The organism is Kitasatospora sp. NPDC058162, assembly GCF_042884005.1.
Taxonomy (GTDB): Bacteria; Actinomycetota; Actinomycetes; order Streptomycetales; family Streptomycetaceae; genus Kitasatospora.
The window spans coordinates 97,603-108,600 of sequence record NZ_JBHVUS010000030.1; the positions used below are offsets into that span (position 1 = coordinate 97,603).

The 10,998-nt window shown below is 70.5% G+C and carries 11 protein-coding genes; 7 read left to right on the forward strand and 4 right to left on the reverse strand.

The features are described 5' to 3' along the window. The first annotated feature begins 22 nt into the window (after positions 1-22). From ACFVXG_RS35425 to ACFVXG_RS35440, 4 genes are read left to right on the forward strand one after another with little or no spacing between them, the layout of a single operon-like run. Positions 23-1,906, forward strand: coding sequence for a methylmalonyl-CoA mutase family protein (locus tag ACFVXG_RS35425; RefSeq protein ID WP_387933650.1), 1,884 nt, complete (start codon positions 23-25; stop codon positions 1,904-1,906). After that, complete coding sequence (gene scpA, locus ACFVXG_RS35430; protein ID WP_387933652.1) at positions 1,903-4,131, forward strand: methylmalonyl-CoA mutase; 2,229 nt, start codon at positions 1,903-1,905, stop codon at positions 4,129-4,131. The genes ACFVXG_RS35425 and scpA overlap by 4 nt, the downstream gene beginning before the upstream one ends. A gap of 13 nt (positions 4,132-4,144) precedes the next feature. Continuing rightward, positions 4,145-5,137 (forward strand): methylmalonyl Co-A mutase-associated GTPase MeaB, encoded by a 993-nt coding sequence (gene meaB / locus ACFVXG_RS35435; RefSeq protein ID WP_387933654.1) that lies wholly within the window; start codon positions 4,145-4,147, stop codon positions 5,135-5,137. A 5-nt stretch (positions 5,138-5,142) separates the two neighbouring features. Continuing rightward, the gene (locus ACFVXG_RS35440; protein WP_387933656.1) at positions 5,143-5,556 is read left to right on the forward strand and encodes an SRPBCC family protein; all 414 of its coding nucleotides are present in this window, start codon (positions 5,143-5,145) and stop codon (positions 5,554-5,556) included. Between the two features lie 58 nt (positions 5,557-5,614). Here the strand turns inward: ACFVXG_RS35440 and ACFVXG_RS35445 are convergent, their stop codons facing one another. Beyond that, positions 5,615-6,094: an ATP-binding protein gene (locus tag ACFVXG_RS35445; RefSeq protein WP_387933657.1), complete on the reverse strand. Its 480-nt coding sequence runs from the start codon at positions 6,092-6,094 to the stop codon at positions 5,615-5,617. Between the two features lie 664 nt (positions 6,095-6,758). Between ACFVXG_RS35445 and ACFVXG_RS35450 the strand changes: the two genes are divergently transcribed. Beyond that, complete coding sequence (locus ACFVXG_RS35450; RefSeq protein WP_387933659.1) at positions 6,759-7,619, forward strand: tetratricopeptide repeat protein; 861 nt, start codon at positions 6,759-6,761, stop codon at positions 7,617-7,619. Between the two features lie 6 nt (positions 7,620-7,625). Further along, positions 7,626-8,099 carry a hypothetical protein gene (locus ACFVXG_RS35455; RefSeq protein WP_387933661.1) on the forward strand — a complete coding sequence of 158 codons (474 nt, stop codon included), beginning with the start codon at positions 7,626-7,628 and terminating at the stop codon, positions 8,097-8,099. A gap of 38 nt (positions 8,100-8,137) precedes the next feature. On the opposite strand, the gene cyaB is transcribed toward ACFVXG_RS35455, so the two are convergent. From cyaB to ACFVXG_RS35470, 3 genes are read right to left on the reverse strand one after another with little or no spacing between them, the layout of a single operon-like run. Next, positions 8,138-8,707: a class IV adenylate cyclase gene (gene cyaB, locus ACFVXG_RS35460; RefSeq protein ID WP_387933662.1), complete on the reverse strand. Its 570-nt coding sequence runs from the start codon at positions 8,705-8,707 to the stop codon at positions 8,138-8,140. Continuing rightward, the gene (locus ACFVXG_RS35465; RefSeq protein WP_387933663.1) at positions 8,691-9,308 is read right to left on the reverse strand and encodes an HD family hydrolase; all 618 of its coding nucleotides are present in this window, start codon (positions 9,306-9,308) and stop codon (positions 8,691-8,693) included. Before ACFVXG_RS35465 ends, cyaB begins: the two co-directional genes overlap by 17 nt. A 13-nt stretch (positions 9,309-9,321) precedes the next feature. Beyond that, complete coding sequence (locus tag ACFVXG_RS35470; RefSeq protein WP_387933665.1) at positions 9,322-10,434, reverse strand: helix-turn-helix domain-containing protein; 1,113 nt, start codon at positions 10,432-10,434, stop codon at positions 9,322-9,324. A gap of 201 nt (positions 10,435-10,635) precedes the next feature. Between ACFVXG_RS35470 and ACFVXG_RS35475 the strand changes: the two genes are divergently transcribed. Further along, positions 10,636-10,809 carry a hypothetical protein gene (locus ACFVXG_RS35475; protein ID WP_387933667.1) on the forward strand — a complete coding sequence of 58 codons (174 nt, stop codon included), beginning with the start codon at positions 10,636-10,638 and terminating at the stop codon, positions 10,807-10,809. The last annotated feature ends 189 nt before the right edge of the window (positions 10,810-10,998 follow it).

Genomic DNA, 10,998 nt, shown 5'->3' on the forward strand with positions numbered 1-10,998 from the left:
TGACGGGCGCTAACCTGCGGACATGAAGGTCCCGCCCGAAAGGCTCCCCCTCGCCGCCGAGTTCCCGGCCGCGCACCGTGAGCAGTGGCAGCAGCTCGTCGAGGGCGTGCTGCGCAAGTCCGGCGCCCAGCCCGAGGACGGCGCCGCCGCCGAGCAGGCGCTCACCACCGCGCTCCCGGACGGGCTCCGCGCCCGCCCGCTGTACACCGCCGAGAACACCTCGGTCGAGGCCGGCTACCCCGGATTCCCGCCGTTCGTCCGCGGCGGCCGGCCGCAGGGCTCCGCCGTCGCCGGGTGGGACGTACGCCAGCGCCACGCCGACCCGGACCGGCGGCGCACCAACGAGGCCGTGCTGGCCGACCTGGAGCACGGTGTCGGCTCGCTCTGGCTGGAGCTCGGCGACGCGGGCCTGCCGGTCGCCGCCCTGCCCGAGGCGCTCACCGGGGTCTACCTGGACCTGGCCGCCGTGGCGCTCGACGCCGGGCCCGAATTCACCGCCGCCGCCGAGCAGTTGTTCAAGCTCTACGAGGAGCGCGAGGTCTCCCCCGGCGACGCCGCCGGCAACCTCGGCGCCGACCCGCTCGGCCTCCAGGCCCGCACCGGCTCCGCCGACCGCACCGAGGCCCTGCTCGCCGAGGCCGCCGCGCTGGCCGCCCGCTGCGCCGCCGGGTACCCGCAGCTGCGCGCCCTCACCGTGGACGCCCTGCCGTACCACGAGGCCGGCGCCTCCCCCGCCCAGGAGCTTGGCTGCGCGCTCGCCACCGGCGTCGCCTACCTGCGCGCGCTGACCGCCGCCGGCCTGTCGGTGGACGCCGCGCTCGGCCAGCTGGAGTTCCGCTTCGCCGCGGACGCCGACCAGTTCCTCACCATCGCCAAGTTCCGCGCCGCACGCCGCCTCTGGGCCCGTGTCGCCGAGGTCTCCGGGGCCGGTGCCGAAGCCTCGGCGCAGCGCCAGCACGCCGTCACCTCCCGGGTGATGATGACCGCCCGCGACCCGTGGGTGAACATGCTGCGCACCACCGTCGCCTGCCTCGCCGCCGGAGTCGGCGGCGCCGACGCCGTCACCGTGCTGCCCTTCGACAGCGCGCTCGGCCTCCCCGACGCCTTCGCCCGCCGGATCGCCCGCAACACCCAGTCGATCCTGCTGGAGGAGTCCCACCTGGCCCGGGTGATCGACCCGGCCGGCGGCTCCTGGTACGTCGAGCAGCTCGGCGAGGAGCTGGCCCAGGCCGCCTGGGCCTGGTTCCAGGAGATCGAGCGGGCCGGCGGCCAGCAGGCGGCGCTCGCGTCCGGTCTGGTCGGCGAGCGGATCGCCGCGACCTGGGCGGAGCGCTCCACCAAGCTCGCCAAGCGGCGCGAACCCGTCACCGGCGTCAGCGAGTTCCCGAACCTGGACGAGCAGCCGCTGGTCCGCGAACCGGCCCCGGCCGGGCACACCGGCGGACCGCACGGCGGCGGGCTGCCGCAGGTGCGCCGTGCCGAGGCGTACGAGGCGCTGCGGGACCGCTCGGACGCGCACCTCGCGGCGACCGGCGCCCGTCCGGCGCTGTTCCTGGCCTCGATCGGCACCGCCGCCGCGCACACCGCGCGCACCACCTTCGCGGCCAACCTGTTCCAGGCGGGCGGCATCGCGACCTCCTCGCTCGCGTCGGTGGACCCGGCCGCGTTCGCCGCGGCGTTCCGGGACTCCGGTGCCGCCGTCGCCTGCCTGTGCTCCAGCGACGCCCTGTACGGCGAGCACGCCTCGGCCGTCGCCGTAGCCTTGAAGGAGGCGGGCGCCCAGCGCGTGCTGCTGGCCGGCCGCCCGGCCGAAGTACCCGCCGGAGTGGACGAGTTCATCTACGCGGGCGGGGACGCGGTCGCCGTCCTGACCTCCCTGCTGGACCTCATTGGAGTGGCGCGATGATCCCCGACTTCACCGGAATCGGGCTGGACGACTCCTCCGCCGGTTCCCCCGCCGACTCCCCCGCCGGAGACGTCACCGACGCCCAGTGGCAGGCCGCCTGGCAGCAGTCCACCGGCAAGGCCGCCGACGAGCAGGTCTGGGACACCCCCGAGGGCATCGGCGTCAAGCCGCTGTACACCGCGGCCGACCTCGAAGGCCTGGACTTCCTGGAGACGTACCCCGGCATCGCCCCGTACCTGCGCGGGCCGTACCCGACCATGTACGTCAACCAGCCGTGGACCGTCCGCCAGTACGCGGGCTTCTCCACCGCCGAGGAGTCCAACGCCTTCTACCGCCGCAACCTCGCGGCCGGCCAGAAGGGCCTCTCGGTCGCCTTCGACCTGCCGACCCACCGCGGCTACGACAGCGACCACCCGCGCGTCACCGGCGACGTCGGCATGGCGGGCGTCGCCATCGACTCGATCTACGACATGCGCCAGCTGTTCGACGGCATCCCGCTCGACAAGATGTCGGTGTCGATGACCATGAACGGCGCCGTGCTGCCCGTGCTCGCGCTGTACATCGTCGCGGCCGAGGAGCAGGGCGTACCGCCGGAGAAGCTGGCGGGGACCATCCAGAACGACATCCTCAAGGAGTTCATGGTCCGCAACACCTACATCTACCCGCCGCAGCCGTCGATGCGGATCATCTCGGACATCTTCGCGTACACCTCGCAGAAGATGCCCCGGTACAACTCGATCTCCATCTCCGGCTACCACATCCAGGAAGCCGGAGCCACGGCCGACCTGGAACTCGCCTACACCCTGGCCGACGGGGTCGAGTACCTGCGCGCGGGCCTGGACGTGGGCCTGGACGTGGACGCCTTCGCGCCGCGGCTGTCGTTCTTCTGGGCGATCGGCATGAACTTCTTCATGGAGGTCGCCAAGCTGCGCGCGGCCCGGCTGCTGTGGGCCAAGCTGGTCAAGCAGTTCGACCCGAAGAACGCCAAGTCCCTTTCGCTGCGCACCCATTCGCAGACCTCCGGCTGGTCGCTGACCGCCCAGGACGTGTTCAACAACGTGACGCGGACGTGCGTCGAGGCGATGGCCGCCACCCAGGGCCACACCCAGTCGCTGCACACCAACGCCCTCGACGAGGCGCTCGCGCTGCCGACCGACTTCTCCGCCCGGATCGCCCGCAACACCCAGCTGCTGCTGCAGCAGGAGTCCGGCACCTGCCGGGTCATCGACCCGTGGGGCGGCTCGGCGTACGTCGAGAAGCTGACCCAGGACCTCGCGGCCCGGGCCTGGCAGCACATCCAGGAGGTCGAGGCGGCCGGCGGCATGGCCAAGGCCATCGACGCGGGCATCCCCAAGATGCGCGTCGAGGAGGCCGCCGCCCGCACCCAGGCGCGGATCGACTCCGGCCGCCAGCCGGTGATCGGCGTCAACAAGTACCGGGTCGAGAACGACGAGCAGATCGACGTCCTCAAGGTCGACAACTCGGCGGTGCGGGCCCGGCAGATCGAGAAGCTGCGCCGGCTGCGCGAGGAGCGCGACGAGGCGCAGTGCCAGGACGCTCTGCGCGCGCTGACGGCGGCCGCCGAGGCCGGTCCGCAGCGCGGCGGCTCGCTGGACGGCAACCTGCTGCACCTGGCCGTCAACGCGGCCCGGGCGAAGGCCACGGTCGGCGAGATCTCGGACGCCCTGGAGAAGGTGTACGGCCGCCACTCCGGCCAGATCCGTACCATCTCCGGTGTGTACCGAGACGAAGCGGGCCCGTCGGCTCCCCTCCAGCGCACCCGCGACCTGGTCGAGCGGTTCGAGCAGGCCGAAGGCCGTCGCCCGCGCATCCTGGTCGCCAAGATGGGCCAGGACGGCCACGACCGCGGCCAGAAGGTGATCGCCACCGCCTTCGCCGACCTCGGCTTCACCGTCGACGTCGGCCCGCTGTTCCAGACCCCGGCCGAGGTCGCCCGCCAGGCCGTCGAGGCGGACGTCCACATCGTCGGCGTCTCGTCGCTGGCCGCCGGGCACCTGACGCTGGTGCCCGCGCTGCGCGCCGAACTCGCCGCGGCGGGCCGGGAGGACATCACCATCGTGGTCGGCGGCGTCATCCCGCCGCAGGACTTCGAAGCCCTGTACGAGGCCGGCGCGGCAGCCGTCTTCGGCCCGGGCACGGTGATCCCGGACGCGGCCTTCGACCTGCTGACGGCACTGGCGGCCGAGCTCGGCCACGAGCTGTGACGGTCTGATCGCCATGCCTCCGCGGACGATCGACCTCGACAGCTACGTGACGGGAGTCCTGGACGGCTCGCGCGCCTGGATCGCGCGCGCCGTCACCCTCGTCGAGTCCAGCCGGCCCGACCACCGCGTGCTCGCGCAGCAGCTGCTCCAGCGGCTGCTGCCGCACGCGGGCGGGGCGGTGCGGGTCGGCATCACCGGGGTGCCCGGTGTCGGCAAGTCGACCTTCATCGACTCCTTCGGGACGATGCTGACCGGGCTGGGACACCGGGTGGCCGTCCTGGCCGTCGACCCGACGTCCAGCCGGACCGGCGGATCCATCCTGGGCGACAAGACCCGGATGGAGCGGCTGGCGGTCGATCCGGCCGCGTTCGTCCGGCCGTCGCCCACCTCCGGGACGCTCGGGGGCGTGGCCAAGGCCACCCGGGAGTCGATGGTGGTCATGGAGGCGGCCGGGTACGACGTCGTACTGATCGAGACGGTGGGGGTCGGGCAGTCGGAAACGACGGTGGCCGGGATGGTGGACACCTTCCTGCTGCTCAGCCTGGCGCGGACCGGCGATCAGCTCCAGGGCATCAAGAAGGGCGTCCTGGAGCTGGCGGACGTCATCGCCGTCAACAAGGCGGACGGCCCGCACGAGCGCGACGCGAAGGCTGCGGCGCGCGAACTCGCGGGCGCGCTAAGGCTGTTGCAGCCGCCGGACGCGGCGTGGACGCCGCCGGTGCTGACCTGCAGCGGCCTCGACGGGGCCGGCCTGGACGTGCTGTGGGAGCGGCTGCAGCAGCACCGCAAGGTGCTGGACGCGACGGGCGCGCTGGCGACCAAGCGGCGCGAGCAGCAGGTCGAGTGGACGTGGGCGATGGTCCACGACCAGCTGTACGCGCGGCTGCACGAGCACCCGGAGGTACGGCGGCTCACCCCGGAACTGGAGGCCCAGGTGCGGGCCGGTACGCTGCCGGCGGGGCTGGCCGCGCAACGGATCCTGGACAGCTTCTTCGGTACCGCCTGAGGGAGTTGGGAAGCATCGCCACCATCGTCGAAGACGTCCTGATCGAAGCCGACGCGGAATCCGTCTGGGACGCCGTACGGGACGTGGGCGCGGTGCACGAGCGCCTCATCCCCGGCTACGTCCTCGACACTCGGATGGACGGTGACGTCCGCTACCTCACCACGCCCGGCGGCGCGGTGATCCGCGAGCTGATCGTCAGCGTGGACGACGAGTTGAGGCGGCTGGCCTACTCGGCCGTCGAAGGCTTCAAGATCCCGCTGACCCACCACCACGCCTCCTTCCAGGTCTTCCCAGCGGCCGAGGGCCGCTGCCGCCTGGTGTGGACCACGGACGTCCTGCCGAATGACATGGCCGACCAGGTCCGCCTGCGGGTCAGTCGCGGCGCCCAGGTCATGAAGCAAACCCTGGAATCCGCCTAACGGTCACACCCGGCGGCGGAGAACAGCACCCACCACACGAGTCGGGCGGCGGTCCCCACTACGCCACCTCACAGACGGCGTGGAGTTCGAGCGCCGTGCCCCACCCGTGCGTGGGGCACGGCGCTTCGGCATCCGCCTGATACTCGAACCAGACCACCTTGCCTCGGTCCGCCGGCCGCCACCCCCACGCGTGGGCCAGCGCCTCCACCAGCAACAACCCCCGCCCACCGGTCGATTCGGCGTCGCGATCCCGCCGTGGCAACTCCGGCTGCCGGTCGGCCACTTCGACCCGCACCCGCCCATTACGCCAGTGGACGGACACGGCACACCGCTCCTCCGTGTGCAGGAGCGCATTCGCGATCACCTCACTCGCACACAGCTCGATCTCCTGCAGCGCATCGCCCGTGAGCGGCACTCCCCACTCCCGCAGAATCGCCACCACCAACCGCCGCGCCGCCGGCACCGCATCCGGCCCCGGCGGCACCCCCCACTCCAGCGGCACCGGAAATCGAGCATTACTCAGTGGGCTGACCACCATGGTTCCTCCAAGCTGGCCGGGGCAGAACAGATGCCCGCACAGAGCCAGACGTCGGTGTCTCGGCGACTGCCGAGACACCGACGCACCAGCAGTTTCTTACTCTCAGTCAACCTCCGTGTACGCAGACAGATAAGGTGCCAGCGTGTGGACCAGATGTCGGCCAGTTGTCGGCCGCTGTGGGCCAGGTGTCGGTCCGAGGGAGAACACCGTGTCAGGGGGATCCGCAACAGTCGCAGACCTGATCAGGAATGCACGGGAAAGGAAAGGCTGGTCGCAGCCCAGACTCGGTCGCGAGCTCGGCGCGGCAGAAGGCAAGGGCGGCCCGGGACCGGACCGTGGGCAGGTCTCCCGTTGGGAACGCGGTGGACGCGTTCCCAAGTACTGGATGCCTTACCTGATCTCGGTTCTGGGCATCGATCTAGCAGAAACGGTCAGCAGCCCGTCAACCGGTCAGGATGAGACCGCAGCTGGGGATACCGTGGATTCCGTCATCGAGTTGAGCCGGAGGGACGTGGTGGATCGCCGGGGATTCATGGCCGCCTCCAGCGCGTACGCGCTTGCGGCACTGGGACTGCCCGACCCTGACGCCGTCTTGCGGCGCGTGCGGCTCAAGTCCGGCGGCAAAGTCCAGGTCGGCTATGGCGAGGTTGCCGCCATCCGGCAGATGACGAAGTCTCTGGGCGATGCGGCGGCGGAACTCGGCGGCGGGCACGCGCGCCATCTCGCCGTCCGTTATCTCCACGACGACGTCGCACCCTGGCTGGACGGCACCTGGACCGAAGCCGTCGGCCGGGAGCTGTTCGCCGCGACCGCTCAGCTCGTACACCTGGCCGGCTGGATGGCCCAGGACGAGGGCAACCAGGACGCCGCCCAGCAGTACTACGCCCACTCGTTCCGCCTCGCTTCCGAGGCCGGCGATGCCGAGCTGGCAGCCACCGCCCTGCGCGGCCTGGCCGTCCAGGCCATCGACCTGGGCTTCAGGCCCACCGCCGTCCGGATAGCGGAAGAGTGCGTCGACCAGGCCAAGACGCTCGACGCACCCCGAGCCCTCGCCTACTACCAGGCCACCCTCGCCAACGCCGCAGCGCTGGACGGAGACCGCCGCACCGCCACCACCGCACTCTCCGCCTCGCAGACCGCGATCGAACAGGCCACCGACACCCCGGGCCCGTCATGGGCCTCGCACTACAGCATCGGCCGGTGGGCCCACGAGTCCGGCATGATCCTGGCCCGGCTCGGCGATTACAACAGCGCGCAGGAGCACCTCCACCACGCGCTCGATATCCACGGACTCGACCGCCGCCGGACCCGCGCGATCGTCCTCGCCGACCTCGGTACCGTCCGTCTCCGCCAAGACGACGTCGACGGAGCCCTCGTCTCCTGGAACGACTTCCTCGAGTGCGCCGACGGTATCCGCTCCATCAAGGTCCAGGACGCAGTCAACGACATGCGGGCTCGGCTCTACCGCCTTCGCGCCGTCCCCGGTGTCAGGGAACTGGACGAGCGCGCCGCACGGTTGGAGTGACACGGAATGCGGATCGGAATCACCGGCCACCGGGGGCTGACAGCCGAGATCGAAGAGCAGGTCCGACAACTGCTCGGCTCCTCGCTCGCGAGCGAGGAGCCGAGCGGTCTCACCGTCGTGTCGTGCATCGCAGACGGGCCGGACACCTGGTTGGCCGAGATCGCGCTCGAACGGGGTGCGCAGTTGGAGGTCGTCATCCCCGCCGATCGATACCGCGACGGACTGCCGAACTGGCATCGCCCGGTCTACGACCGGCTACTGGAGAGCGCCGCAGCTGTTCACGGCACCGGCCTCGTGGAGTCCGACTCGGCCGCCCACATGGCCGGGAGCGAACTCCTGGTCCAGCAGGTCGACAAGCTCCTCGCCGTCTGGGACGGCCTGCCCGCCCGGGGCTACGGCGGGACCGCCGACGTCGTCACCTATGCGCAGCAGCGAGGCGTGCCGGTCGAAGCGCCGTGGCCGCAGGAAGCGCAGCGGTGAGCAGTGGGCCCGCCCCCCTTATGGGAGGGCGGGCCCGATCAGCAAGGCCGAGCCGCCGCGACCGCATCGGTGTAGAGCGCCGTGGTCAAATCGCTTTCCTCGATGCCGAGTTCAGCCATCACAGCACGCACGAGAGCGAGCGCCGGAGCGAGTTCGACCTCTGTTGCAGCCGCCGTCTCGACCTCGATGAAGGTCGCGTCGTCCAGCTCGGGAACGCGTACGAGAGTGACCAGCACCCGACGGCCATCACGCTCGAAGGCGTAGTTACGGCACCGCTTCTCGAACGCGATGCGCGACACGAAACCCAGGCCTCGCACGATCTCGTGCGCAGCCCCGGCATCCTCGACCCTCGTCTCGGCCTCCGGCTTCGAGCCGGAGGCCTCGTCCACCCGCGCGCCCTTGTAGGTGAGCACGGTGCGCGTGTCATCCGGGCCGTGCACGGTGCGGATCCGCAGTTCACGGTCGGCACCCATCAGGCTGCCGTCCAGCGCGTCGTAGTAAGTGTCGCGGTAGACCTCGGCCCGGCCGACACCGTACCGACCCTCCAACTGCTCGAGCACGCCTTCCGGGTCACGCACGACCGCCTTGAGCTCAGCCTCGATCGCCATCCTGCTCCTTCCGCCCGCCGTCGAGCGGCTTCTCACCGAGAGCAGCACGGAGCCAATCCAGGGAGTCGCTCGCCAGAATCGCTTCGGCGAGGGCGTTGCCGGACTTCGTGGTGAGCCGTCCGCGGCTGTTGTCGATCCACCGCTGCGCGTTGGCGTAACCCTGCGCCTTGTACTCGACGCCCTGGATCATGCACTCCAACTTGTCCGCGTCCCGGGCACACACCGCCTCCGGCGTCTGCTTCCCCTCGTACTCCGCGACAAGGTCCTGAATGGCCGAGGCCAGGATCGTCGGCATGCCGGCGACCTGGTCGGCCGTCACGGCCGCCGGGTCCGCACCCGATGCGTACTTCTTCCCCAGGTGGTTGACGTCCCCGGTGCGCGTTTCCTGCGAGTCGTGCCAGACCGCAAGGAAAGCGGCTTGAGCCGGATCAGCTCCTTCGAGCTTGGCGATGACCGATGCGATCAGCGCGGTCCGCCAGGAGTGTTCGGCGACCGACTCCGGGTCGCGAACTCCTGCCATCCACCAACCCGTGCGCTTGGTCTGCTTGAGCGTCCCGGCTTCGAACAGGAACCTCGCCACCGAGGTCAGGTCGTCCGTCATCCTCCGGCTCCTCTCACGCCTCGGAAAGGCGGATCGCGTAGCGAATACTGTCGAGCTCGCGCCGCCCCCGCCGCGAGAGCTCCCCATCATCCAACATCACCGGAAGCCGTTCACGTAGTGCTCGGGCTACGGTTCCGGAGCGCAGCAGGTTGGGCCGCAGCTGAAGCAGCGACCACACCGTGTGGATGTTGAGCTCGACGTACCCGTGCTGGGGCATGAGACCTTGGGCAAGGTGGGTGAGGAGTTTGTCACCTGCCCACTGGCCCGGTACCCGGGCCGCAATGAAGTCATCCGAGAGTTCGAGGGACGGGACCTCACCAATCCAGTAGGCCCAATAGTTGAGGTTCGCGATGGCACCCTCCTCGTCGGCGAGCTCGGTGTCGATGAAGTGGCTCATGCGGTCGAGGTCACCGTGACGGGCGGAGACCATGGCGACGGAACGGGAGTTGAGCCAGCCGGTCAGCCAATCGTCCGGCTTCTCGGTTCGTTGCTGGTGAGCGAGCCAGTCCCGGGTGTCACCACGGTCGTCGTACCCGGCGAGGTACAGCGCTTGGCGCCGCACAAGGAAGTGGTCCGTCCCCCGAGCTTCCTCGGCTTTCTGCCGCATGCCGGCGAAGAACCGGATGCGGTCGGAGACGGCCAGCTCCGGCCCGCCCGGAACCGGCCCCCTTCGCGGACGTGGTGGAGGCGGCAGGCCACGCACGGCCTTCGGTGCCGCACCGCCGAGCGGCCACATGAGAATCTCTACGAGGTCTCGCTGCAGCACCATCGATCCGAGTGGGCTGTTGCACGTCGAGGCTCGATCCTCAAGCGCATCCGCGAGGATGATGTCTGCCTCGAAGGCCCGTTCCAGTGTCTGTAGGAGCACGGGGGCGGTGCCCATGTGCATCAGCCGGTGGCGATGCGCGAGCATCTGGCCGACGGGCACGGCTGTCAGAGGACGTCGGCCGCTCTCCCAACCGGCGATCGTGTCCGGTGAGACTGCCAGGCACTCGGCGAACTCGTCCTGCGTGCAGCCGTGCTGTTCGCGTATCACCCGAAAGACGTACCCGGAGATAGCGCCGGATCGCACACGTGAAATCCGACCCTGACCGACAGTCAGGGTTTCGTGTGAGCTTGACCGCATGAGATCCCCCACTCTTCGGGAGTTCGCGCCAACGTACCTGTACCGGTGGTCACTTCAGACTGAGATCCCGGACGCCTACCGTTGTGGACATCCCGATTGAGATTAGTCGGACGCCCTCGCCGACGGGTTACTTCCCCAGGGCGGCGACGCACGACCGACGACACCACGGCGAGCATCGCGATCAGATGATGGGAGAACTCCATGGGATGGGGCACCGGCAAGGGCGGAAGCTCCGGCGGCAGCGGCGGGTCCAACGACGGCGGCAAGGGTAAGCACGCGGGGAAGAAGGACTTCGGGAAGTCCCCGCAGAACCAGGATCACCAGTCCGGAAAGCCCGCTGGCAAGCACGGCAAGGACGGCGAAGAGAACAAGTGACAACTCACCAGCCCCGCGTGGAGCAGGCCGGCGTGCCCGGCCTGCTCCACGCGGTCTCCCAACACCTCGGCCACGATGTGGGTCCCGAGTGGCGGGGGGGGGGGGGGGGGGGGGGGCCCCCCCCCCCCCCCGCCCCCCCCGCGGCGCGTGGGCAAGAAGAAACCACCCCAACAACGGGGGGCCGCGGCG